Origin of the sequence: Spirillospora sp. CA-108201, from assembly GCF_050936235.1 — a bacterium.
In the GTDB taxonomy this organism is placed as follows: Bacteria; Actinomycetota; Actinomycetes; order Streptosporangiales; family Streptosporangiaceae; genus Spirillospora.
Map to the genome: position 1 here is coordinate 4,613,172 of NZ_JBNJNE010000001.1, position 22,617 is coordinate 4,635,788.

The window sequence follows — 22,617 nt, forward strand, 5'->3', positions numbered from 1 at the left end:
CGGATGACCACCTCCCCGGACTCCCGTCCACCCGCAGGAAAGGGGGCCGGTGTGACCCGGCACGAGCGCTGGAACGCGCTGCTCGAACTGCTCGCGGACGCCGGGCGGCTGACCGTCGAGGAGGCGTCCCTGCGCATGGGGGTGTCGGCCGCGACGATCCGCCGCGACTTCGACCAGCTCGCGCAGCAGCAGATGCTGACCCGCACCCGCGGCGGCGCCGTCGCGCAGAGCGTCAGCTACGACCTGCCGCTGCGGTACAAGGCGGCGCGGAACGCGTCGGAGAAGCAGCGGATCGCGGCGGCGACCGCGGAGCTGGCCGAACCGGGGTCGATCATCGGGCTGAACGGCGGGACGACGACCTCGGAGGTCGCCCGGGTGCTCGCCACGCGCGCCGACCTGCACGCCGAGGGGCCGACCCCGGCGATCACGATCGTGACGAACGCGCTGAACATCGGCAACGAGCTGGCCGTCCGGCCGCATGTGAAGATCGTCCTGACGGGCGGGGTGCCGCGGCCGCAGTCCTACGAGCTGACCGGGCCGCTCGCCACCGGCGTCTTCGACCACGTGACGCTGGACGTCGCGGTCCTCGGGGTGAACGGGCTGACCGCGCGGCACGGCGCGACCTGCCACAACGAGGGCGAGGCGGTCGTGAACCGGCTGATGGCCGAGCGCGCCGACCGGGTGGTCGTGGTGGCGGACGGCTCCAAGATCGGCCACCGCGCGTTCGCCCGCATCTGCGGCACCGACGAGATCGACGTCCTGGTGACGGACGCGACGGCGCCCGAGTCCGACCTCGCCGCCTTCGCCGAGGCCGGCGTCCGCGTCATCCGGGCGTAGCCGGCCCGGCGCGGGCTAGGCCGGCGGGCGGGGGTGGTCGCCGCCGTTGATCTGGTCGATCGCGTGGGGCAGGACACGGGCGAGGACGGCCATGCCGTCGCGGACGCCGCCGGTGGAGCCGGGCAGGTTGACGATGAGCGTGCGGCCGGCGAGGCCGGCGAGGCCCCGCGAAAGGATCGCGGCGGGGACCTTCTCGCGGCCCTCCAGCCGGATCGCCTCGGCGATGCCCGGGACCTCCCGTTCGATGACCGGCCGGGTCATCTCGGGGGTCTGGTCGGTCGGGGTGAGGCCGGTCCCGCCGGAGGTGACGACGACGTCGTAGCCGGCGGCGACCGCGTCGCGCAGGACGCCGGTGACCGGTTCGCCGTCCGGGACGACCACGGGGCCGTCCACCTGGCAGCCGAGGTCCTCCAGCAGCTCGACCAGCACCGGGCCGGACCTGTCCGCGTAGACGCCCGCCGCGGCGCGGTTGGAGACGGTGACCGCCATCGCCCTGATCACCGGCGCCACACCCCGGTCTTGCCGCCGGTCTTCTCCTCGACCCGGACGTCGGTGATCACGGCGGCGGGGTCGACGGCCTTCACCATGTCGACCAGCGCGAGCGCGGCGACGGCGACGGAGGTGAGCGCCTCCATCTCCACGCCGGTGCGGTCGGCGGTGCGGGTGACGGCCGTGATCGCGACGCCGTCGTCGTCGACGGCGAGGTCGACGGTGACGCCGTGCAGCGCGATCGGGTGGCACAGCGGGACGAGGTCGGGGACGCGCTTGGCCCCCATGATCCCGGCGATGCGGGCGACGGACAGGGCGTCGCCCTTGGGGATGTCGCCCGCGCGCAGGAGAGCGATGCATTCAGGCGAAAGGCGGACGAACCCCGTCGCCGTCGCCGTCCGGGACGAGACGTCCTTCGACGACACGTCGACCATGCGGGCCGACCCCTCGTCGTCCAGATGGGTGAACTCGGACCCCATGGCGCTCATGACGGCAACCTCATGACCTCGACGTGCGAACCGGCGGGCATGGCTTCGACGTCCTCCGGGATCTCGATGAGCGCGTTCGCGGACGACAGGGACCCGAGCTGGTGCGAGCCCTGAACGCCCGCCGCGGTGACCGTGTAGAAGCCGCGGGTGAACGAGAGCCTGCCCCGCAGGAAGTGGCGGATCCCCGCGGGGGACTTGATGTCCTCGGCGACGACGGCGCTCACGGTGGGGAACGGTTCGGGCGGCAGCCCCTGCATGACGCGTAGGGCGGGACGGACGAACACCTGGAACGACACGTACGCGCTCACGGGATTGCCGGGAAGGGTGAAGACGGGAGTGCCTTCCAGGAGGCCGAACCCCTGTGGCTTGCCTGGACGCATCCGCACCTTGTGGAAGCCCACGGTCCCGGTTCCGGTGAGCACTTCCTTGACGACGTCCCTGGTGCCCATGGAGACGCCCCCGGTGGTGACGATGGCGTCGGCCCGGACGAGCTGGTCGTGGAGCATCTCCAAGACCTTGGCGGGTTCGTCCTGCACGGTGGCCTGCCGGAAACCCGTTCCGCCCGCCTCGACCACGGCGGCGGTGAGCATGAAGCTGTTGGACTCCCAGATCTGGCCGGGCGCCAGGGCGGCGCCGGGCTCGCGCAGTTCGTCGCCCGTGGAGACGACCACGATGCGCGGTTTCGGTCGGACGGTCACCCGGGACCGTCCGACCGCGGCGAGCATGCCGATCTGCGGGGCCGCGAGCCGGGTGCCGGCTTCGAGGACGACCTGCCCGGCGAGCACGTCCTCGCCCGCCCGGCGGATGTAGTTGCCCGGCGGGGCGGCGCGCGAGATCCGGACGGTGGCGTTGCCGCCGTCCGTCCACTCGACGGGGATGACGGCGTCGGCGCCGGCCGGCAGGGGCGCGCCCGTCATGATCCGGGCGGTCAGGCCCGGCCGGATCGCCGACACGCCGGAGTCGCCCGCGACGATGTCGCCGACGACGGGCAGCGCGACGGGCCCCGCCTCGGTGGCCTCCGCGATGTCGGCCGCGACGACGGCGTAGCCGTCCATCGCGGAGTTGTCGAACGGCGGCAGCGGGACCGGCGCCGACACGGACTCGGCGAGCACCGTGCCCTGCGCCTCCAGGAGCGCGAGGTCGAGCGGCGGCAGCGGCGCCACGCTGCCGAGGATCTCCGTCAGATGCTCGTCGACCGTTCTCATAGCCACGGCCCCAGTCTGGCGCGTCGTCACGAATCCGCTGTGTCGCCCACGCCGTCCTGCGTCCGGACGAATTCCCGCAGCCACGGGAGGAACTCCGGCGCCAGGTCGGGCCGTTCCGCCGCGAACTGGACGACCGTCCGCAGGTACTCCAGCTTGTTGCCGGTGTCGTAGCGGCGGCCCCGGAACTTGACCCCGTAGACGCCGCCGCCCTGGTCGGCGGGCATGTCGGCGAGGGTGCGCAGCGCGTCGGTCAGCTGGATCTCGCCGCCGCGGCCGGGCGGGGTCTTCTCCAGGACGTCGAACACCGCGGGGTCGCAGACGTAGCGGCCGATGATGATCCAGTTGCTGGGGGCCTCCTCGGCGGCGGGCTTCTCCACGAGGTCGGAGATGCGGACGACGTCGTCCTCGTCCGTCGCCTCGATGGCCGCGCACCCGTACGCCGACACCTGGTCGGGCTCGACCTCCATCAGCGCGACGACGCTGCCGCCGTGCTGGCCGCGCACCTCGATCATGCGCTGCAGCAGCTGGTCGCGGGCGTCGATCATGTCGTCGCCGAGCAGCACCGCGAACGGCTCGCGGCCGACGTGCTGGCGGGCGCAGTGCACCGCGTGCCCGAGGCCGCGCGGCTCGCCCTGCCGGACGTAGTGCATGATCGCCAGATCGCTGGACTCGTGCACGGCCTCCAGGCGCTCGTCGTCGCCCTTGGCGCGCAGGGCCTCCTCCAGCTCGTACGCTCGGTCGAAGTGGTCCTCGATGGAGCGCTTGCTGCGTCCGGTGACCATCAGGACGTCGGTCAGCCCGGCGTCGACCGCCTCCTCGACGACGTACTGGATCGCCGGTTTGTCGACGATGGGCAGCATTTCCTTGGGAGTCGCCTTGGTCGCGGGCAAGAATCGGGTACCGAGGCCGGCCGCCGGGACGACCGCTTTGAGCACTGGTGCAATGTCGGCCATATACACGACCCTAGCCATCCACGAGGACCACAGCGTGCACCCCATCGCCACGAAGACAGCCCTCCGGGCCGAACTGCTCGCACGACGTGCGGCGATGCCGCCCGAGACGCGCTCCGGCGCGGCGCGCCCCCTCCGGGACGCGCTGCTGTCGGTCCCGGAGGTGGAGATGGCCGGGACCATCGCGGCATATATCTCCATAGGCGACGAGCCGGACACCCGGAGCCTGCTGTTCGCGCTGTGGAAGCGCGGGACGTACGTGCTGGTCCCCCGGCTGCTCCCGGACGGCGACCTCGACTGGGCGTCCTACGAGGGGCCCGACTCGCTCGTCCCCGGGGCCCGCGGGTGCCTGGAGTCGTCCGAGCCGCCGCGCGGCCCCGGCGCGGTGGCCAGCGCCGACGTCGTGCTGGTGCCCGCGGTGGCGGTCGACCGGACCGGCCTGCGCCTCGGCCGCGGCGGCGGCTCCTACGACCGGGCGCTCGCGCGGGTGGGCCCGGCGATCCTGACCGCGGCGCTGCTGTACGACGGGGAGCTGCTGGACGGCGTGCCGGGCGAGCCGCACGACCAGCGCGTCCGGGCGGCGGTGACGCCGTCCGAGGGGCTGGTCCGGCTGGGCTGACCTGCCCGCCGGCGAGGTCCTCCTCGTAGAGTGAGGAGGCCGAAGATCGTGGATGGGGGGACGCGGTCGAGCACGCCTGACGGGAGGTACGAGATGACGGCGCCGTGGCGGATCCTTTCCCTGCCCCCGATCGCTGACGAGATCGTCCGGGGGTTGTTCGCGCCGCTGGGGGACGCCGCCGAGGTGGCGTTCCCGAAGACCAGGGACCGGGCGGGCCTGCTCGCCGCGCTCGCCGGCGCCGACCTGGTGATCGGCGACTTCGCCGGCCGGCTGGCTCTGGACGCCGGGGCCGTGGCGGCGGCGGGGCGGGTGTCGTTCGTCCAGATGCCCGCGGTCGGGGTCGACAGCATCGACGTCGCCGCGTGGGCCGCCGCGGGCGTGCCGGTGGCGAACGCGGCGGGCTTCAACGCGCGCGGAGTCGCCGAGTGGGCGGTCGGCGCGGCGTTCGCGCTGTGCCGCAACCTGGCGCGGGGCGACCGGGCCGTCCGCGCGGGCGGATGGCCGCAGATGGAGATGGCGGCGCTCGGCCCGCGCGAGATCCACACGCAGCGGGTCGGCGTGGCCGGGTTCGGCGCGATCGGCGCCGAGGCGGCGCGCCTGTTCGCGGCCCTGGGCTGCCCCGTCTCGTACTGGACGAGGCGGCGGCGTCCCGAGGCGGCGGCGACGTACCGGGAGCTGGACGACCTCGTGGCGACGTCCGACGTCCTCGTCCTCGCCCTGCCGCTGACGGAGGAGACAAGGGGGCTGATCGGTCCGGAGCGTCTCGCCCTGCTGCCGGACAGGGCGCTGCTGGTGAACGTGGCCCGCGGCGGCATCGCGCCCGACGACGCCGTCCTCGCCGCGCTGGAATCGGGACGTCTCGCCGGGGCGGCCCTGGACGTGTTCGAGCAGGAGCCCCTCCCGGAGGAGCACCCGCTGCGTTCGCGCGAGGACGTCCTGCTGTCGCCGCACACGGCGGGGGCGTCGGTCCAGTCGCAGCTGAACCTGCTCGGGACGGTGCGCGACAACGTCACCGCGGCCGTGCAGGGACGAGACGTACAGAACGTAGTGAACGGGCTCAAACCGCAGGTCATCCGGCGATAGCGGCCATCTCAGACACGCCATCCCTCAACTGTAAATATGCGATTCGCCCGTGAATCTGTAGGATTCCTAAACGATCAACTTTGACGACCCCGAAGGGTGGGATGTGCACCTCGACATCTGGCTACTCCTCGGGGCCGTGCTCGTACTCAGCGCCATCATCGCGGTCCGGCTGTCGCACAAGGCAGGCCTTCCCACGCTGCTGGCGTACATGGGCCTCGGCCTTCTCATCGGCGAGTCCGGCCCCCTCCACATCCGGTTCGACAACGCGGAGCTGGCCGAGACGCTCGGCCTCGCGGCCCTCGTGCTCATCCTCGCCGAGGGCGGCGTCACCACCAGCTGGCGGCGCGTGCGGCCCTCGGTGCCGGCCGCGCTCAGCGTCTCCACCCTCGGCACCCTGATCAGCATCGTCGTCGTGGCGCTCGCCGCCATGTGGCTCGTCGGCATGGAGTGGCGCCCGGCGTTCCTGCTCGCCGCCGTCCTCGCCCCCACCGACGCGGCCGCGGTGTTCTCGGTGCTGCGGCGGCTGCCCCTGCCGTCCCGGCTGACCGGCCTGCTGGAGGCCGAGTCCGGCTTCAACGACGCCCCCGTCGTGATCATCGTGGTGACGCTCAGCGCCCACACCGCCGCCCCCAACATGGCCGAACTGCTCGGCGTCATGGTCTACGAGCTGGTCGCGGGCGGCATCGTCGGCGTCGCCATCGGCTGGCTGGGCGCGCAGGCGCTGCGGCGCGTCGCGCTGCCCGCGTCCGGCCTCTACCCCATCGCCGTCCTGTCGCTGTCCATCGGCTCCTACGGCGCCGCCTCCCTGATGCACGCCAGCGGGTTCCTCGCCGTCTACGTCAGCGCCCTCGTCCTCGGGAACGCGCGGCTGCCGCACCGGCCCGCCACCCGGGGCTTCGCCGAGGGCGTCGGATGGCTCGCGCAGATCGGCCTGTTCGTGATGCTGGGCCTGCTGGCCGACCCCGGCGACCTCCCGGGCCAGATCCTGCCGGCGCTCATCATCGGCTTCATCCTGCTGCTGGTGGCCCGCCCCCTGTCGGTCGTGATCTCCACGATCGGGTTCCGGCTGTCGTGGGGCGAGAAGCTGTTCGCGTCGTGGGCGGGGCTGCGGGGCGCCGTCCCGATCGTCCTGGCCACCATCCCGATGGTCGCGGACGTGGAGCACGCCGACCGGCTCTTCGCGATCGTCTTCAACATCGTCGTCGTGTTCACCCTGCTCCAGGGGCCGACGCTGCCGCTGGCCTCGCGGCTGTGCGGCCTGACGAGCGACGAGCAGACCCGCGAGCTGGACGTCGAGGCCGCGCCGCTGGAGGAGCTGCACGCCGACCTGCTGGAGGTGCGGATCCCCGCCGACTCGATGCTGAGCGGGGTGGAGATCTTCGAGCTGCGGCTGCCGCCCGGCGCCTCCATCACCCTCGTCGTGCGGGACGGCGCGAGCTTCGTGCCCGAGCCCACCACGCCGCTCCAGGCGGGCGACACGCTGCTGGTCGTGACCACCGCCGAGGTGCGCGAGGCCACCGAGCGCAGGCTGCGCGCGGTCAGCCGCAAGGGCAGGCTGGCGGGCTGGTTCGGCGAGAAGGGCCAGTGACCCGGGATCCGGGGCGCGCCGGGACCTCGCGGCGCGCGCGGGTCCCGCAGGACGCCGCCGGGGAACATCCCGGGGGCGAATCCTGTTCGACGCATGGGTACCATTAGCAGTCGTCTAGAGTGAGTGCCAGTCCGGCCTGTGCCGGGTTGAGTCAGCGAGGAGGAACCGTGCCGACGTATCAGTACGTTTGCACCGAGTGCGGCGAGCCTCTAGAGGTCGTGCAGAAGTTCAGCGACGACGCGCTGACCGACTGCCCGGCGTGCAGCGGCAGGCTCCGCAAGGTCTTCTCCGCCGCGGGGATCATCTTCAAGGGCTCGGGCTTCTACCGCACCGACAGCCGCGGCTCCGGCAAGTCGCCCTCGACCGCGGGGGCCTCGTCCAACGGCTCGTCGAACGGGTCGTCCGGCGGCTCCTCCGGGGACTCGGGCGGTTCCTCGGGCGACTCCGCCAAGTCGGACTCGTCCGCGAAGTCCTCCGACTCGTCGTCGTCCTCGACCGGCAAGTCGTCGACCGGCAAGTCGTCGTCCTCCGAAAAGGTCGCCTGACCTTCTAGGCATCTCCGCAGCGCACCGGGGGATCCGGCCGGGTCCCCCGGCTTTCGTCATGCCCGGAAGCCGTCGCCTACATCTCCAGGCGTAGGCGGCGGCTTTCGTTTGCCTCGAAAGACGTAGCGCAGGTCCGTCCCAACGCCGGAGGCGCGGCCGCATCCCTTTCGCGACCATGGAGGAGACAGGGAGCGCCCCCCGGCCCGGAGGACCCCTCCCGTCGCACGGCCCGATTGCCCGAAGCGACGCTTCCCTGATTTCGCGATATTACTTGACACCTCTCGCTCAACGAGAGACTCTGACGGCGAACGCGACATATCTCGATTTTCGCCCGGTGCACACAGGAGAGGATTCCCAATGAGGTTGTCAACCCGACGCCGTAACCGATCGTGAGCGGTTCAGGCTGCTGTGGTCAGTTTCAGGGTGGGTGCAGCCATGTAGACGCGTCCGTCTCTGAGCATCGCCCACAGCACGTTGACTCTGCGGCGGGCCAACGCGAGCACGGCCTGGATGTGCTTCTTGCCCTCGGCCCTCTTGCGCTCGTAGAACGCTTTGGAGGCGGGACAGCAGCGGATGCTGACCATGGCGGACATGTAGAACACTCGCAGCAGGCGGCGGCTGTAGCGCCGGGGCCGGCGCAGGTTGCCGCTGATCTTGCCCGAGTCCCGGGGTACCGGCGCGAGTCCCGAGACACCGGCCAGCCGGTCCGCGCTGCCGAACGCGGCCATGTCGCCGCCGGTGGCGGCGATGAACTCCGCGCCCAGGAGGGGGCCGATGCCGGGCAGGCTGGTGATCACCGCGGCGTGTTCGTGCTCGCGAAACCGGGCCTGGATGGCCGCGTCGGTCTCGGCGAGTTCGGCATCCAGGGCGATCACCTCCTCGGCCAGGCGCTCGACCACGGCGGCGGCGGTCTTCTCGCCCGTGACCGTGGTGTGCTGGGCCTGGGCGGCCTCGATCGCGGCCAGGGCCACGCGGGCAGGGTTGCGGACCTTGCGGGCCCGCAGCCATGTCTCCAGCCGGGCCTGGCCGATCTTGCGCAGCGAGGTGGGGGTGCGGTAGCCGGTGAGCAGTGTCAGGGCGGCCTTGCTGTTGCTGTAGTCGAAGGCGCGCTCCAGGGCGGGAAAGTAGCCCAGGAGCTGGTCGCGCAGCCGGTTGATGGTCCGGGTGCGATCGCAGGCCAGGTCGGTACGGCGGCCGGTGAGGATGCGCAGGTCCGTGGCGATCTCGTCGAAGGACGCGATCGGGTGCAGGTCCCGGCGCATGCGGGCCTGGTCGGCGATGATGAAGGCGTCCTTTGCGTCGGTCTTGCCGCCGCCCCGGTAGGCGCCGGAGGCGTGGTGGACGGTGCGCCCCGGGATGTAGACCAGGTCCTGGCCGTGGCCGAGCAGCAGGGTGATGAGCAGGGCCCCTCCACCGCTGTTGAGGTCGATCGCCCACCGCAGGTCTTCACCCAAGGCGTTGGCCTCGGCGATGAGGCCCAGGATCTCGGCTTCGTCGTTGACCACCTTCCTGGACAGCAGCCGGTTGCCGTCGGGGTCGATCACGGTGCAGTGGTGGTGGGTCTTACCCGCGTCCACACCTGCCCAAATGCGTGGCATCGGGCTCCTCCGTCGTCGCAGCTCACATGGGGGTCCCGCAGACGACCGCGCCGTCGTGTCCTTACACAGCGATCTGTTCGCGCATCCCAATCAGCGGTCGGGTCGTCTTGGAGCGCCAGGCGGCCAATCCTCTCAAGCCACCCAGGTGGCAAACCCATGAAAGCCATACCTGGCGCTCCCGGGGTCCTCCCAACCCTACGGACGGTCAGGAACGAACACCCAGGAAGAAGGTAAGGAACCATGAGCGCACCTAGCCCGGCTCCCCCGAGGCCGCGGACACACCGCCTGGCCGGACTGATCGCCGGACGGCGCACCAAGTGGGCCGTCCTGGCCCTGTGGGTCGTCCTGCTGGCCGCTCTCGGCCCCCTCGCCGGCAAGCTCGGCGACGTCGAGAAGAACGACGCGGCGTCCTGGCTGCCCGCCGGAGCCGAGTCCACCCGGGTCGTGGAACTGGAGGAGCGGTTCCGCAAGGACGAGACGATGCTCGCCGTCGTCGTCTACGAGCGGTCCGGCGGGATCACCGCGCAGGACAAGGCCAAGGCCGAGTCCGACGTGGCCGCCTTCCAGAAGCTGCCCGGCGCGCAGAAGGCGCAGGGGCCGTTCCCGTCCAAGGACGGCAAGGCCCTGCAGACCCTCGTGCCCCTGACGGACGAGGACCTCACCGCCGCCGTCGACCAGGCGCGCGACCTCGCCGAGCGCGGACCCCCCGGACTGGCCTCGCACGTCACCGGCCCCGCCGGCGGCGGCGCCGACCAGTTCGAGGTCTTCCAGAGCCTGGACGGCTTCCTGCTCATGGCCGCCGGTCTCGTCGTCATCGTCCTGCTGCTGTTCATCTACCGCAGCCCCGTCCTGTGGTTCGTCCCCGTGCTGAGCGCCGTGTTCGCCCTGGGGCTCGCCCAGTCGACCGTGTATCTGCTCGCCAAGTACGCGGACCTCACCGTCAACGGCCAGAGCGCCGGCATCCTCACCGTCCTCGTCTTCGGTGTCGCCACCGACTACGCCCTGCTGCTCGTCGCCCGCTACAGGGAGGAACTCCACCGGCACGAGGACCGGCACGAGGCCATGGCCTACGCGCTGCACCGCGCCGCGCCCGCCGTCATCGCCTCCGCCGCCACCGTGGCCGTCGGCCTGCTGTGCCTGCTGCTCGCCGACATGAACTCCACCGCCGGCATGGGCCCGGTGGCCGCCGCGGGCGTCCTCACCGCGCTCGCCGCCATGACGACCCTCCTGCCCGCCCTCCTGGTCATCTGCGGCCGCTGGCTGTTCTGGCCGCTGATCCCCCGCTACGACGCCAAGTACCTCAAGCCCGAGGCGTACGAGGCCGAGCACGGCGTCTGGAGCCGCGTGGCAGGGATGGTCGGCAAGCGCCCGCGCGCGCTCTGGGCCGTGACCATGCTGGGCCTCATCGTCCTCACGCTCGGACTGGGCTCGCTCAAGGCGGACGGCCTGTCCGACGCCGGCCAGTTCACCGGCAAGCCCGACTCGGTGAAGGGCTCCGAGGTCCTCGCACGGCACTACGCCGCCGGTTCGGGCTCCCCGGCCCTCGTCATCGGCAGGGCCCCGGCGTCCGACCAGATCGCCCAGGCCGTGGGCCGGACGCGAGGCGTCGCCGAGGTCAGCGCCCCCGTCACGGTGGGCGGCCTGGTCAAGTACGAGGCGACGCTGAAGGACTCCGCCGACAGCGCCGCCGCGCGCGCGACCATCGACCGGCTGCGGACCGCGGTGCACGCCGTTCCGTCCGCGGACGCCAAGGTCGGCGGAACGACCGCGACCTACCTGGACATCAAACGCGCCTCCACCCGCGACAACAAGGTCATCATCCCGATCGTGCTGGCCGTGGTCCTGCTCATCCTCATCGCGCTGCTGCGCGCCGTCGTCGCGCCGCTGCTGATGATGGGCACCGTGGTGCTGTCGTTCCTCGCCTCGCTCGGCGCCTGCGCGGTGATCTTCGAGCACGTCTTCGGGTTCGAGGGCACCGACTCCGGCTTCCCGCTGCTGGCCTTCATCTTCCTGGTCGCGCTGGGGGTCGACTACAACATCTTCCTGATGCACCGCGTCCGGGAGGAGTCGCAGGCCCTCGGCACGCGGCGCGGCATCCAGCGCGGCCTCACCGTCACCGGCGGTGTGATCACCTCGGCCGGGCTCGTCCTCGCGGCCACCTTCGCGTCCATGGTCACGCTGCCGCTGGTGTTCATGGTCGAGATGGGCTTCGCGGTCGCGTTCGGCGTCCTGCTCGACACCCTCGTCGTCCGGTCCCTGCTGCTGCCAGCCCTGTCGTACGACATCGGTCGGCGGATCTGGACGCCGGGACGGCTCGCGAAGGAGGCGCCCGCCTCGCCGCCCAAGGTCCTGGACCCGGTCGGCTGACGTCGGAGAACGCCAGAAGGGCCCGGCTCCGGCCGGGCCCTTCACCGTGCGGGGCGGGAGTTATCCACAATCGGTGGACGGTCTGCCGGGGACGGCGCCCGGGTGGCTAGTGTCGGCGGCATGTCCACTTCGGCTTCCGCGTCCCAGCCCACCGCCGAGATCGGGGTCATCGGCGGCTCCGGGTTCTACTCGTTCCTCGACGACGTCGAGGAGGTGCGGGTCGACACCCCCTACGGCCCGCCCAGCGACCCCATCGCCGTCGGCGAGCTGGCGGGCCGCCGCGTCGCCTTCGTCCCCCGGCACGGCCGCGACCACCGCTTCCCCCCGCACAAGATCCCCTACCGGGCCAACCTGTGGGCGCTGCGGTCCCTCGGCGTCCGCCAGGTGCTGGCGCCGTGCGCGGTCGGCTCCCTCGCCCCCGACCTCGGGCCCGGCACCCTGGCCGTCCCCGACCAGCTCGCCGACCGGACGTCCGGGCGCGACCAGACCTACTACGACCAGGGCGCCGCCGTCCACGTCTCGTTCTCCGACCCGTACTGCCCGACGGGCCGCCGCGCCGCCGTCGAGTCGGCGCGCGCCTCCGGCTGGGAGCCGGTCGACCGCGGCACGCTCGTCGTCATCGAGGGCCCCCGCTTCTCGACCCGGGCCGAGTCCCGCTGGTTCGCCTCCCAAGGGTGGACGCTGATCGGCATGACCGGCCACCCGGAGGCCGTCCTCGCCCGCGAGCTGGCGCTCTGCTACACCTCGCTCTGCCTCGTCACCGACCTCGACGCGGGCATCGAGGAGGGCGAGGGCGTCACGATGGAGGAGGTCCTGCGCGTCTTCGGCGAGAACATCGACCGGCTCCGCGGCGTCGTCGCCGACGTCGTCAAGGCGCTGCCCACCGAGCGCACCTGCGCCTGCTCCACCGCCCTCGACGGCATCAAGCTCCCCCTGGAGCTGCCGTGAGCGGCCGCTTATCCCGCCTGCGGCGGCCGCTGGCGGCGCTGTTCGCCGCGGCCGCCGCGGGGCTGGCTCTCCTGGCGCTGCGTCCCGGCCCGCCGCCGTCCGTCCGCGTCCTCGCCGCCGCCCGCGACCTGCCCGGCGGAACGCCCCTCGCCCCTTCCGACCTGCGCCGCCTCGACCTGCCGCCGTCCGCCGTGCCGGCGGGGGCGCTCCGCGCGGGCGGCGCCGGCCGCGTCCTCGCCGGCCCCATGCGCCGCGGCGAACCCCTCACCGACGCCCGCGTCGTCGGCGCCGGGCTCCTGCGCGGCTACGGCCCCGGCACGGTCGCCGCACCGGTCCGCCTCGCCGACGCGGGCGCCGCCCGCCTCGTCCACCCCGGCGACCGCGTCGACGTCCTGGCCGTCCCCTCCGGGGCCACCCCCGCCAACGGCCCGCCCAACACCCGCCCCCACTGGGACGCCGCCCGCGTGGTGGTCTCCGAGGTACCGGTCATAGCGATCCCACCCCCCGACGAAAACGACCCCAGCGACGGCGCCCTGATCGTCCTGGCGACCGACCACCCCCAAGCACTAGCCCTGGCCGCGGCCGCCACGCCCCTAGCCGTAACGATCACAGCCCCCTGAGACCCGCCAAACCCGCCACCCCAACCACCAAGCCCCGCCCACGGCCGGAGCGCGCCTGCTGCCGCCGTGTCGCAGCCCAACCTGGCGTTCGGCGGCGAACCGGCGGCACCCCAGACCCGCACGACCCTCGCAGCACCTAGAGCGGCAGAGGCACCGCGCAGGGCCTGAGCAGAAGCGCCGCGCAGGGCACTGAGCAGAGGCATTGGGCAGGACGCGGGGCAGAGGCACCGCGCAGGACGCCGGGCAGGAGCATTGGGCAGGACGCCGGACAGAGGCACCGCTCAGGACCCGGGCTGAGGCGGCAGACGGAGTCATCAGACAGAGGCGCCAGGCAGGACGCCGGACACACAGGAACCGGGCGGGACGCCGGACAGAGGCGTACGCAGGGCGCGCGGGAGAGGTGTCGGGCGGGGTGTTGGGCAGGGGGTTGACCAGGGGTGGGAGATGTCGGCTTTGCGAATCGTGGATGACTTCATTACGATCCGTAACCGTTTCAGGCGCCCCGACAGCCAGGGGCGCGACCCCCGACACCACTGGAGCAGGCATGGGCGGATTCAAGAAGTTCCTCTTCCGGGGGAACCTGGTCGAACTCGCGGTGGCGTTCGTCGTCGGAGCGGCGTTCGCCGGGCTCGTGAAGGACTTCGCGAATTCCTTCATCACCCCGTTGATCGCGCTCATCGGCGGCAAGCCCGACTACACGCGCCTCGCCGTCACGATCGACGGGACGACGTTCCCGTACGGGGTCTTCGTGACCTCGGCGATCGCCTTCCTCATCACGGCCCTGATCGTCTACTTCCTGGTCGTGCTCCCGACGACCAAGCTGATCGAGCGGATGGACCGCGGCAAGGAGGCCACCGAGCGCGAGTGCCCGCAGTGCCTCAGCGACATCCCGCTGAAGGCCCGCCGCTGCCGCTACTGCACCGCGGAGGTCGTCCCCGCCAACGAGGTGCCGTCCTCCCGCTGAGCCGGGCGGCCCGGCTCACCCGTCCTCCGTCCCGAACTCCCAGTGCCAGGGCTCGAACGGGTTGCTGTAGGCCCAGGCCGGGTGGATCCATCCGTACTTCCCGGCGTGGGCCTCCATCCAGTTGAACTGGACGGAACCCGAGCTCTGCACACCACCGCACAGGTCCAGCGCCTGCCCCTTGCCGTGGTTGCTCGTCCCGGGGACGGCGGCGAAGCCGGGCCGCTGCGCGTAGACGCGATGCTGCTCGGACAGGCTCCGGTAGGCGTCCGTCACGCACATGTCGCGGCCGAAACTGCGCTTGTACGCCTCGTTCAGCTTGTAGAAGGCGAGCGCCGCGTCCGCCCGCAGCATGTGCCCGTTCTTCTGCGGCAGCGGGCACAGGTACTTCGACGGGATGAGCCCGTTCGGGAACTTCTTCGCGTCCCCCGCCAAGGACTTGTCACACCCGAGTTCGAGCCGCTTCTGCCGCGTCACCGCCAGCTTGTCGAGCATCGCGTTGAGCTGCTTGGTCAGCTGCGCCGACCGGCTCTTCAGCGCGTCCAGCTCCTGCTGGAGGCGGGTCTGCGCGACCGCGTTGCGCGACTGCAGCTCCTGCGCCGTCGAGGCGAGCCGCTTCCGCCGGTCCTGCAGCTCGTCGGCACGGTCCACAAGCGCCTGCTGCGACTTCGCCATCAGCGTCACGTCCGCCGTCGACCGCAGCGCCGTGCTCGGGTCGCCGCCCCCGAAGATCGACATCGAGCCGGCCGCACCGCTCTGCTGGTAGGAGCTGTTCGCGAGCCTGGCCAGCGGCTCGCGGATGCGGTTCAGGTCGGCCTCCGCCCCCGCGAGGTCCTTCAGGGTGGCGCGCAGCTTCACCTGCGACCCGGCGAGATCTTTCTTCCGGGTCTCCATCTGCTTCGTGGCCTTCTCCAGCTCGGTGCGCGCCTTCGATGCCTCGCGGCGCAGCGACTCGAGCGAGTCGGCCCCGGCCGCTTTCGCGGCGCCGTGCGGTGAGAGCGTCGTCACCACCAGGAAGACCGCGGTCAGCGCCGCCGACCGGGGGTTCGGCACGGTGGTTTTCCTCCTGATGCCCAAAAGCGGAACAGCGCGAGAACGCTACTACAGGTTCTACGATTACCTGTCCGTAACCGGTTCAGCGACTTCGGTGATGTTCGCACCACCGGCGCATCCACCAGACGTCCTCCCAGCCCGCGGGGCACGGCCGGCGTCCGCGCACGGTCGGGGAAGGCGCGGGAGCGGGCGTCGCCTTCCGCGGCGTCACCACCGGCCTGGGCGCCCGCTTCGGCGGCTTGGTCGCCACCTGCGGCTCCGCCTCCGGCGGCACGTACGCCCCGAACGTCGGCTCGCCCGCCGGCGCCGCGCTCCGCGCGGGCGTGCCCGCCGACTCCGGCCTCTCCCGGGCCGGCTGGTCCCGCAGCCCGAACGCGATCACGGAAGCCACCAGCACGGGCACCGCGAACGCCGCGGCGACGACCGCGATCCTCCTGCCGCGCGAAGACTCCCCGCCCACGAAGCCCTCAAAGCCCTCAGTGCTCCCGGCGCTCCCAACGCTCTCGACGTTCTCGGCGCCCACCGCGTTCTCAACGCTCTGGGAGCCCACCGCGCTCTGGGGGCCCGACGCACCCTCAGCACTCCCGGCGCCCACCGCGCTCTCAGTGCCCTCTGGGCCCTCTGGGCCCGCCGAGCCCTCGACGCCCTCAGTGCTCCCCGCGCCTACCGCGTCTTCGGGGCCCACCGCGCTCTCGGCGTCCTCGGCGCCCCGGTCCTTCGGCTGCCCACGATGCCGTCCCGTCACGGAACGGAAGCGTACCCACACCGCCCCCGCCCGGCCTAGGGCCCGGCGCGCATAACGGCGCGCTTAACGGGGAGCGCCCACCGCTCCCCTTCCCCTACCCTGTAGGTGCCGTCCGCTACGCTCTACGCGCGAGCGACGACACGCCTCCGTAGCTCAGGGGATAGAGCACCGCTCTCCTAAAGCGGGTGCCGCAGGTTCGAATCCTGCCGGAGGCGCCTACCCGGCCCATACGAAGGCCTTTGACCGGCAGGGATTCCGGTCAAAGGCCTTTGTCGTCCGCGCGGAAGGGCGCGGCTCGGCGAGGTTCGCCGCCCTCACGACGTGCCCGCGCGGCGCCTCTCGGCCGTCCTGCCCGATGGCGAGGTTCCGACGTCGAGCGGTCACCTCCCGAATCGAAAAAAGCGGTCCTTCTCCCGGAGGAGAAGGACCGCTTTGCAAGAAGACGCGCCAAAGCAGGACGGCGCGCCTCAAGTAGAAATCGACTCAGCCTGAGACTGGCGCTCGGCCGAGCCGATGAGGGTGTTGCGTCGGGCGCCGGTTCACACCGGGGCCGAAGGAGCCGGACGCCAGGCCGGCACCTTCTTCTTGATCATCCTAACGATGAGTCCGCGCAGGCCGGGGGCCTAGTAGGGCAGCCGCACTTGGTGATCTCGGTTCGGTGACGGAGCCGGATGTGAGGCGGCCACCTCTGTGATCAAGACGGTGTGCCCGCTAGCCTGATCCATCGCGGACCGGACCCTGAGATCCTGAGACATATGCCCCTGGAGAACGTGAACCTCGACTGGGCGCTCGCCGAGTTGAGGGCCCCGACCAGCAAGGACTCTTATCTGCGCGCGTTCGGCATCCTGCTGCACAGTGAGTACGTGAGCGAAGCCCTGGACGAATACCAGGACGCGGTGACGCGCAGTCGGTTTGCCGGGGGGAATCCGCTTGAGCCGTTCGCCGACGAGGTGCTTGTCGCCGCGCGGGGTATGCTCCGCCGCCTTCCGGCATCCAGCGAGGAGGGTGTCGACCACGTGCATGCCCTGCGTGCGATGATGAACCTGGCCGGGGCCGAGGACGCGGACCTGATCGCTGACGCTCTCGAAGGCGCCACTGACGTGAACGTGCGGGAAGCGGGTATCTTCGCGGCCTCCGCCGCGTTGCAGGACGGGCCCGTACCGAATCCGCGGCTGCTGGCGGTGGTCGGCGGCATGGTTTTCGATGAGACGCTCGACATCGCAGAGCGGTGTGACGCGCTTTCGGCTCTGAACGGGGTCGAGGCACCGGAGGTCGACGACCTGCTTGTCCGCGCGACCGAGTCGGACGAGTTGGAACTTCAGATCGGGGCCGCGCTTCACCTCGTTCTGCCGAGCCGGATCCAGGTCCACCGGGAGCGGGTGGAGCGTCTCGTGGCGTCCTGGCCGTCCACCACGGGCGGTTACGCCGACATCGTGCGCGAGTACCTCGCGGGCTTCCACACCGAATAGTCGGGCAGCCGCACTTGGCGATCTCGGTTCGGTGACGGAGCCGGACGTGAGACGGCCACCGCTGTGATCATGAAGATGTGCATGGACGACATGACCGGCGGAGGCCGTGACCGTAATGGAGATCGACCCGGCCGGGTGGGTACGGCGGCTGGATGAGCTGTTCGGCGAGGTGGTGGCCCCGGCGGTGTTCCGGCGGGAGCCCAGGTTGCGGGCCCGGGCGTATGTGCTGGGATTGCTGAGCGGGCTGGAGCATAAGAACGGGTGGTCGCTGGCGGAGTTCGCCGGGGACTCCACGCCGGATGGGATGCAGCGGTTGTTGAACGCTGCGGTGTGGGATGCCGATCGGGTGCGGGACGCGCTGCGTCGCGTGGTGGCCCGGCGGATCGGCTCGGCCGATGGGGTGCTGGCGGTCGATGACACCGGGTTTGAGAAGACCGGCCGCCGGTCGGCGGGGGTGCAGCGGCAGTACACCGGCACCGCGGGGAAGATCACCAACTGTCAGATCGGGGTGTTCTGCTCCTATGTCGATCCGGGCCGGCATCGGGTGCTGATCGACCGGGAGTTGTATGTGCCCAAGTCCTGGTATGCCGCCCCGGATCGGCTGGCCGATGCCGGAGTGGACGATGACCTGCGGTTTTCGACCAAGCCGGAGCTGGCGTGGGTGATGATCGAACGTGCCGCCGACGACCCGCTCTTCCTGTTCGGCTGGGTGACAGGGGACGAGGCCTACGGTGACAACGGGCCGCTGCGCACCAAGCTGGAGCGCCGCGGGCTGAACTACGTCATGGCGGTGTCGTGCGATCACCACCTCACCCTGGCCACCGGCAAGATGCGGGCCGATCATCTGGCCGCGGACCTGGCCGCCGACGCGTGGCAGCGGTACTCGTGCGGACCAGGTTCCAAGGGCGAAAGGTGGTACGACTGGGCCTGGATCCACCTGGACGAGCACCATCAACTGCTGGTGCGCCGCAGCGTGTCCGACCCCTCCGAGCTGGCCTTCTACCGCTGCTACAGCACCGGGCCGGTGACATTGGGCGAGCTGGTGCGGGTGGCCGGATCCAGGTGGAGCATCGAGGAATGTTTTCAGGCGACCAAGAACGAGGTCGGCCTCGATCACTACCAGGTCCGCAAGCGCCTGGCCTGGTATCGGCACATCACGCTGGCCATGGTCGCACATGCTCATCTGGCCCTCACCGCGGCGGCGGCGCAGGAAACCGAGCCGCCGCCCGGCCCTGATCCTGGTCTCGGCACCGAAACGGGCACTGACCAGGGCGAGCACGAGCTCGCCACACAGGGGGCCGGCAGCCTGTGGACAACGAAACGCCCCTCCGAATCCGCGTGACGAATCGCTCACCGTCGATCACCTCGGAGACGACGAGCTGATCCCGCTCACCGTCAACGAGATCCGCCGCCTGCACGCTCTGGCCCACCAACCCCAGCACTCCTGGAATCACCATCTGCGCTGGTCACACTGGCGACGCCGCCACCAACTCCGCGCCCGCCGATGCCATTACCGGCGACAACGAACCCGAGATCACTAACTGCGGCTGCCCTACTAGGGCGCGGTCGTCACACTCGCCACGCGACCGTGGAGGACCACTCGGTGAGCTCCACCAGGATGTACTCCCTCACGATGTAGCCCACCACCGTGTACTCCACGATGGTGATCCGCAGCACGGTGATGCGCAGCACGGTCACCCGCACCACGACGGTCGTCACCACGCTGACCCGCACCACGATGAACTCCGCCACGAAGACGCGCATCGTGATGATGTCCAGCACGGGGATCCGCACCACGGCGAACTCCACCCTTATCGACTCCACCAAGGTGACGTCGACCCTGGTGACTTCGACCTCCGTGAGACGAACCTGGCGGTGGTTCACGGGGCGGCGGCGGTTACCGTTCGAGATCATAAGATCACAGCCTTTCGGGGCTTTGGTCACGGACTGCACAAGGCAGAGGTCCTACCGAGCAGGACCTGATCAAGACCGTACGACGCCCGCGTCGAAAGGCAACCCGAGACGCCGATGCGATCTGAGTCACATTGCCTCCGGTGCGGCGACCAAAGACCACCGGGTGAACGTCCAAGCACAGAACAGAGAGAAGGGCCCGGCCGGTGCCGTTCTCCGAGCCAGGGCCCATTGACGTCCTGGCCGCCAAGGAGTGGTTCCGGGGAACACTTCGCCTTCCAGGACGGCCGAGCCTCGCCAAAGTGCGCAGCAAGTCTGATCCTCGGTCACCGGCTTCGTCATCGTCCTTGCCCCGAAACATCAGAAAGGCCGGTCAGGGCGTGAACACACCGAACGGCCTCCGACTGAAAAGTGCCCGGACCGTCTCCAAGCCCCACCGTCCCGGGGCACTCGTGGCCGCGAGCCTGCCGCAAGCCGACCTCAGCTTGCGTGCGGCGATTCGGCCGATTTCTCGACGAACGCCACTCTCGCCGTGTCGTCCTCACGCATATCGGCGCGCTCGTCTCCCACGCGGCGTCGTACGTGTCGCGGGGCCGGCGCCACAGCGTCCCGACCAGCCTCTGACGTGAACCGGAAAGGACCTCGGCGTTCAGGATGGACTACGAAATGACCGTCCCCTCAGGCCTTGCCGTTCAACTCAGCCACCATTACAGATACTTCTGTTCTGGTTACTTATTCGCGAACTCTTTACAAATGTCGCGATCTAGTCGTGGCGTTCGGCGTCAACCTCTCACCATAAACCGCCCTTCAGGGCGCGGAGCGCAAGCCGATCCGCCTTGGTGGCGTCGTCAAGCTCTTCCAAGACGGCGAGAAAAGGACCGGCGGCGGTTTTGGCGGTACGCGACGGTCGACCGCGGCCGCGCCGTCACCGGGTCCTGAGAGTCGGGTCCGGCCGGTCAGGGACGGTCGAGACGGGGCTCCCTCGGTTCCAGCATGGGGACGAGGAAGCGGCGGGCCAGGGCGGCCAGCTGGTCGTCGTCGTCGAGGTCGATGACGTGGCTGGGGACCGCCAGGAGGGAACCGGATATCCGGACCATCATCTCGGCGACGAAGTCGGTGTCCAGGTCGCCCGACACGTTGCCCGCGCGCTGCTCGCGGCGGAGCTGGTCGGCGACGAACCGCCGCACGGTGGCGAGGGTCCGGCCTCCGTCACCGGTCAGGGAGGGCAGGAGCAGGTCCGGCTCCGTGGCGATCAGACCGCCGATCAGCGGGTTGCCGCGGATGGCGCGCAGCGAGCTCACGAAACCGAGGACCACCCGGTCGGCGGCCGTCTCGGCCCGCTGGATGTCGATGAGGAACCGGTCGAAGTAGCGCCGGAACTCCCGCCGCACCACCTGTTCCACCAGGGCGTCCTTCGTCGCGAAGCGCCGGTAGACGGTGATCCGCGAGACGCCCGCCCGCCGGGCCACGTCGTCCATCGTGGAGCGCTGGATGCCCATCCGGCAGAACTGCGCGTACGCCGCGTCGAGGACGCGCGAACGGGTCTCGTCCACGTCGTCGACCTGCTCGACCGCCTCGACGTACACGCTTTCGAGCAGCGACACCGAGTCCGGCGACGCCATGAGGAACGACAACACAGGTTCCACGATCCCCTCCCGAGACACCGATTCTGCCCGAATCGTCCATGTACGTCACGAAGGGTCTTGTGACCTACGCCACAGTGTGCTCTCATGAAGCGAGACCCTGATACACAGAAGCACGTTATGTTTCATCGTACCAGGAGTCGCCGTCGGCCCGAGGAGGGAGAGGCATGGAACAACCCAGCAGGCGCAACGTGCTGATGACGGGCGGGGTGCTCGGGGCGCTCGGCGCGCTGAGCGTCGCGACGCCCGCGCAGGCCAGGCCGCTGTGGACGTGGTCGCCCAAGGGTTCGGTCGTGGGCGCCGGGAAGGGCGTCGACCCGCGGTGGGCCTGGGACGAGGAGGCCGACCCGCTGGTCGCCTCGCTCATCGACCGGGGCGACGTCCCCACGGTCAACAAGCTGCTCAAGGGCTGGACCAAGAACGGCCAGGCGCTGCCGGCCGGGCTGCCGGCGGACCTGAAGGCGTTCATCGAGAAGGCCCGCCAACTGCCGTCCTGGGCCGACCAGACGAAACTCGCCACCGCGTTCAAGTTCAACCAGAAGCGGGGCACCTACCTCGGCGTCAGCTACGGCTTCGCCAGCGGGATGATGAGCACGGTCATCCCGCACGAGGCGCGCGCGGTGTACTACTCCAAGGGCGGCGCGGACATGAAGGACCGCATCACCAAGACCGCCAAGCTCGGCTACGACGTCGGCACCCGGAACGCCTTCCTGCCCGACGGCGAGATGATCGTCACCTGCGTCAAGACGCGGCTGGCGCACGCGGGCGTCCGCCATCTGCTGCCCCAGTCCCCGAGCTGGGACGAGGTCGCCGACGAGCAGATCCCGATCAGCCAGGCCGACATGATGGTCACCTGGCACAGCCTGCCCACGACGGTCATGAAGCAGCTCACCAGGTGGAAGGTGCCGATCCCCGCCGACGAGTCCGCGGCGTTCCTGCACTCCTGGCAGCTGACCGCGCACATGCTGGGCATCCTGGACGAGTACATCCCCAACTCCTGGGACGAGGCCAACGCCCAGGCCGCACAGGTCCTCGACCCGGTCCTCGCCCCCACCCCCGAGGGCGTCAAGCTCGCCGACATCCTGCTCCACCTCGGCGTCACCATCGACGGCGGCATCCTCACCACGCACATCCTCGGGGCGCTCACCCGCTACATGCTCGGCGACCAGATCTGCGGCTGGCTGCAGATCCCGCGGGAACCGGTGTGGGACCCGGTCTTCTCGGCCTTCTGGCCGACGTTCGTCGCCATCAAGGAGGGCCTGCTCAAGATCACGGACGCTCCCCCCGGCCTGCTGCAGGTCTACTGGGCCTTCGACGAGATCATCCGTCTGGGGACCCTGCTCTTCCTGTCCGGGGGCGACCTCCCGATCAGCATCCAGATCCCCACCGCCAACAACCCGAACACCTGATCACGCCGGTCCCACCCCACGGACTCCCGAAAGGACGCGCGCGCCCCGCCCCCGACGCCGGAGGCGCCAGGCAGAACCGGGCTCGGAAT

Annotated in this window: 20 protein-coding genes, 1 tRNA gene and 1 pseudogene; 13 read left to right on the plus strand and 9 right to left on the minus strand. The window is 70.8% G+C overall.

The genetic code is table 11. The features are described from left to right. Positions 1–3: 3 nt before the first annotated feature. Positions 4–837, plus strand: a complete 834-nt coding sequence (locus tag ACQEU6_RS22280; RefSeq protein ID WP_499334612.1) for a DeoR/GlpR family DNA-binding transcription regulator — start codon at positions 4–6, stop codon at positions 835–837. Positions 838–852: 15 nt separating this feature from the next. On the opposite strand, the gene ACQEU6_RS22285 is transcribed toward ACQEU6_RS22280, so the two are convergent. From ACQEU6_RS22285 to galU, 4 genes are read right to left on the minus strand one after another with little or no spacing between them, the layout of a single operon-like run. After that, a complete protein-coding gene (locus ACQEU6_RS22285) occupies positions 853–1,326 on the minus strand; it encodes a MogA/MoaB family molybdenum cofactor biosynthesis protein (protein ID WP_499340305.1) in 474 nt (157 codons plus the stop codon). An 8-nt stretch (positions 1,327–1,334) separates the two neighbouring features. After that, complete coding sequence (gene moaC / locus ACQEU6_RS22290; protein WP_499340307.1) at positions 1,335–1,805, minus strand: cyclic pyranopterin monophosphate synthase MoaC; 471 nt, start codon at positions 1,803–1,805, stop codon at positions 1,335–1,337. A 5-nt stretch (positions 1,806–1,810) separates the two neighbouring features. Beyond that, a complete protein-coding gene (glp, locus tag ACQEU6_RS22295) occupies positions 1,811–3,019 on the minus strand; it encodes a molybdotransferase-like divisome protein Glp (RefSeq protein WP_499340309.1) in 1,209 nt (402 codons plus the stop codon). Positions 3,020–3,045: 26 nt separating this feature from the next. Next, a complete protein-coding gene (galU, locus tag ACQEU6_RS22300) occupies positions 3,046–3,972 on the minus strand; it encodes a UTP--glucose-1-phosphate uridylyltransferase GalU (protein WP_499334614.1) in 927 nt (308 codons plus the stop codon). Positions 3,973–4,006: 34 nt separating this feature from the next. On the opposite strand from galU, the gene ACQEU6_RS22305 reads away from it, so the two are divergent. The 4 genes from ACQEU6_RS22305 to ACQEU6_RS22320 all read left to right on the plus strand — a co-directional run bounded on the left by ACQEU6_RS22305 (position 4,007) and on the right by ACQEU6_RS22320 (position 7,804). After that, complete coding sequence (locus tag ACQEU6_RS22305) at positions 4,007–4,588, plus strand: 5-formyltetrahydrofolate cyclo-ligase (protein ID WP_499334616.1); 582 nt, start codon at positions 4,007–4,009, stop codon at positions 4,586–4,588. A gap of 93 nt (positions 4,589–4,681) precedes the next feature. Further along, positions 4,682–5,671 carry an NAD(P)-dependent oxidoreductase gene (locus ACQEU6_RS22310; RefSeq protein ID WP_499334617.1) on the plus strand — a complete coding sequence of 330 codons (990 nt, stop codon included), beginning with the start codon at positions 4,682–4,684 and terminating at the stop codon, positions 5,669–5,671. Between the two features lie 103 nt (positions 5,672–5,774). Then, complete coding sequence (locus ACQEU6_RS22315) at positions 5,775–7,259, plus strand: potassium/proton antiporter (protein ID WP_499334619.1); 1,485 nt, start codon at positions 5,775–5,777, stop codon at positions 7,257–7,259. A 167-nt stretch (positions 7,260–7,426) separates the two neighbouring features. After that, positions 7,427–7,804 carry an FmdB family zinc ribbon protein gene (locus tag ACQEU6_RS22320; protein ID WP_499334621.1) on the plus strand — a complete coding sequence of 126 codons (378 nt, stop codon included), beginning with the start codon at positions 7,427–7,429 and terminating at the stop codon, positions 7,802–7,804. A 398-nt stretch (positions 7,805–8,202) separates the two neighbouring features. Here ACQEU6_RS22320 and ACQEU6_RS22325 read toward each other — a convergent pair whose 3' ends face one another. Next, positions 8,203–9,402, minus strand: coding sequence for an IS110 family RNA-guided transposase (locus tag ACQEU6_RS22325; RefSeq protein ID WP_499328410.1), 1,200 nt, complete (start codon positions 9,400–9,402; stop codon positions 8,203–8,205). A gap of 240 nt (positions 9,403–9,642) precedes the next feature. Between ACQEU6_RS22325 and ACQEU6_RS22330 the strand changes: the two genes are divergently transcribed. From ACQEU6_RS22330 to mscL, 4 genes are all read left to right on the plus strand, one after another. Beyond that, on the plus strand, positions 9,643–11,769 hold the full coding sequence (locus tag ACQEU6_RS22330) for an MMPL family transporter (protein WP_499334623.1): 2,127 nt from the start codon (positions 9,643–9,645) through the stop codon (positions 11,767–11,769). A gap of 120 nt (positions 11,770–11,889) precedes the next feature. After that, positions 11,890–12,717, plus strand: a complete 828-nt coding sequence (locus tag ACQEU6_RS22335; protein WP_499334625.1) for an S-methyl-5'-thioadenosine phosphorylase — start codon at positions 11,890–11,892, stop codon at positions 12,715–12,717. Beyond that, positions 12,714–13,337 carry an RcpC/CpaB family pilus assembly protein gene (locus ACQEU6_RS22340; RefSeq protein ID WP_499334628.1) on the plus strand — a complete coding sequence of 208 codons (624 nt, stop codon included), beginning with the start codon at positions 12,714–12,716 and terminating at the stop codon, positions 13,335–13,337. Before ACQEU6_RS22335 ends, ACQEU6_RS22340 begins: the two co-directional genes overlap by 4 nt. Before the next feature lie 544 nt (positions 13,338–13,881). Beyond that, positions 13,882–14,301 (plus strand): large conductance mechanosensitive channel protein MscL, encoded by a 420-nt coding sequence (gene mscL / locus ACQEU6_RS22345; protein WP_499334631.1) that lies wholly within the window; start codon positions 13,882–13,884, stop codon positions 14,299–14,301. Between the two features lie 15 nt (positions 14,302–14,316). On the opposite strand, the gene ACQEU6_RS22350 is transcribed toward mscL, so the two are convergent. Next, a complete protein-coding gene (locus ACQEU6_RS22350; RefSeq protein WP_499334632.1) occupies positions 14,317–15,351 on the minus strand; it encodes a D-alanyl-D-alanine carboxypeptidase family protein in 1,035 nt (344 codons plus the stop codon). A gap of 82 nt (positions 15,352–15,433) precedes the next feature. Next, positions 15,434–15,811: a hypothetical protein gene (locus ACQEU6_RS22355; protein WP_499334634.1), complete on the minus strand. Its 378-nt coding sequence runs from the start codon at positions 15,809–15,811 to the stop codon at positions 15,434–15,436. A gap of 427 nt (positions 15,812–16,238) precedes the next feature. Between ACQEU6_RS22355 and ACQEU6_RS22360 the strand changes: the two genes are divergently transcribed. From ACQEU6_RS22360 to ACQEU6_RS22370, 3 genes and pseudogenes are all read left to right on the plus strand, one after another. Next, positions 16,239–16,311 (plus strand) — tRNA-Arg (locus ACQEU6_RS22360). Between the two features lie 540 nt (positions 16,312–16,851). Beyond that, positions 16,852–17,565, plus strand: coding sequence for a hypothetical protein (locus ACQEU6_RS22365; protein WP_499328613.1), 714 nt, complete (start codon positions 16,852–16,854; stop codon positions 17,563–17,565). A 115-nt stretch (positions 17,566–17,680) separates the two neighbouring features. Further along, positions 17,681–18,793, plus strand: a pseudogene (locus ACQEU6_RS22370) (IS701 family transposase); the annotation flags it as partial. A 341-nt stretch (positions 18,794–19,134) separates the two neighbouring features. Here the strand turns inward: ACQEU6_RS22370 and ACQEU6_RS22375 are convergent. After that, the gene (locus tag ACQEU6_RS22375; protein ID WP_499334635.1) at positions 19,135–19,374 is read right to left on the minus strand and encodes a hypothetical protein; all 240 of its coding nucleotides are present in this window, start codon (positions 19,372–19,374) and stop codon (positions 19,135–19,137) included. A 1,058-nt stretch (positions 19,375–20,432) separates the two neighbouring features. Beyond that, positions 20,433–21,098 carry a TetR/AcrR family transcriptional regulator gene (locus tag ACQEU6_RS22380; protein WP_499340310.1) on the minus strand — a complete coding sequence of 222 codons (666 nt, stop codon included), beginning with the start codon at positions 21,096–21,098 and terminating at the stop codon, positions 20,433–20,435. A gap of 188 nt (positions 21,099–21,286) precedes the next feature. On the opposite strand from ACQEU6_RS22380, the gene ACQEU6_RS22385 reads away from it, so the two are divergent. Then, the gene (locus tag ACQEU6_RS22385; protein ID WP_499334637.1) at positions 21,287–22,528 is read left to right on the plus strand and encodes an oxygenase MpaB family protein; all 1,242 of its coding nucleotides are present in this window, start codon (positions 21,287–21,289) and stop codon (positions 22,526–22,528) included. Positions 22,529–22,617: the final 89 nt, after the last annotated feature.

Coding starts and splice junctions, on each gene's coding strand:
- ACQEU6_RS22280 (WP_499334612.1), top strand. CDS start 4: ATGACCACCTCCCCGGACTCCCGTCCACCCGCAGGAAAGGGGGCCGGT.
- ACQEU6_RS22285 (WP_499340305.1), bottom strand. CDS start 1,326: ATGGCGGTCACCGTCTCCAACCGCGCCGCGGCGGGCGTCTACGCGGAC.
- moaC (WP_499340307.1), bottom strand. CDS start 1,805: ATGGGGTCCGAGTTCACCCATCTGGACGACGAGGGGTCGGCCCGCATG.
- glp (WP_499340309.1), bottom strand. CDS start 3,019: ATGAGAACGGTCGACGAGCATCTGACGGAGATCCTCGGCAGCGTGGCG.
- galU (WP_499334614.1), bottom strand. CDS start 3,972: ATGGCCGACATTGCACCAGTGCTCAAAGCGGTCGTCCCGGCGGCCGGC.
- ACQEU6_RS22310 (WP_499334617.1), top strand. CDS start 4,682: ATGACGGCGCCGTGGCGGATCCTTTCCCTGCCCCCGATCGCTGACGAG.
- ACQEU6_RS22325 (WP_499328410.1), bottom strand. CDS start 9,402: ATGCCACGCATTTGGGCAGGTGTGGACGCGGGTAAGACCCACCACCAC.
- ACQEU6_RS22330 (WP_499334623.1), top strand. CDS start 9,643: ATGAGCGCACCTAGCCCGGCTCCCCCGAGGCCGCGGACACACCGCCTG.
- ACQEU6_RS22335 (WP_499334625.1), top strand. CDS start 11,890: ATGTCCACTTCGGCTTCCGCGTCCCAGCCCACCGCCGAGATCGGGGTC.
- mscL (WP_499334631.1), top strand. CDS start 13,882: ATGGGCGGATTCAAGAAGTTCCTCTTCCGGGGGAACCTGGTCGAACTC.
- ACQEU6_RS22365 (WP_499328613.1), top strand. CDS start 16,852: ATGCCCCTGGAGAACGTGAACCTCGACTGGGCGCTCGCCGAGTTGAGG.
- ACQEU6_RS22380 (WP_499340310.1), bottom strand. CDS start 21,098: ATGGCGTCGCCGGACTCGGTGTCGCTGCTCGAAAGCGTGTACGTCGAG.
- ACQEU6_RS22385 (WP_499334637.1), top strand. CDS start 21,287: ATGGAACAACCCAGCAGGCGCAACGTGCTGATGACGGGCGGGGTGCTC.